At 41.1% G+C, this 314-nt stretch carries 1 pseudogene; it reads right to left on the reverse strand.

Annotated elements, in window-relative coordinates:
- Nucleotides 1-267, reverse strand: a pseudogene (locus tag HC175_RS22400) (translocation and assembly module lipoprotein TamL); the annotation flags it as partial.
- Nucleotides 268-314: the final 47 nt, after the last annotated feature.

Consider the following 314-nt stretch of genomic DNA (forward strand, 5'->3'; position numbering starts at 1 on the left):
GAGATCTGTTCCGGTTGAATCTGAAGGATCCTCCATGTATTGAATATTGGGATATCTAAAGATCCTCAATTGATTGATCCTGTTATAGGTGAGGGTTCTGTCGGCATCTGAATATATGGATTCCGGAGTAATAAAGATGGCATTGGTGAGCGCCTTGGGGCGGAATTGTAATTTTTCAAAACTATAGATGTCATACCCTTCATTTGAGGCGGTGTCGGTAACAGGGAGACTGCGATTTCCATATTTGTAGTCAGGAAAAATATTCACCTTGCTTATTTTGTGGACCTTAAAAGGAATACGAGTGTCAACTCCGT

It is taken from the genome of Salinimicrobium oceani, from assembly GCF_012037645.1.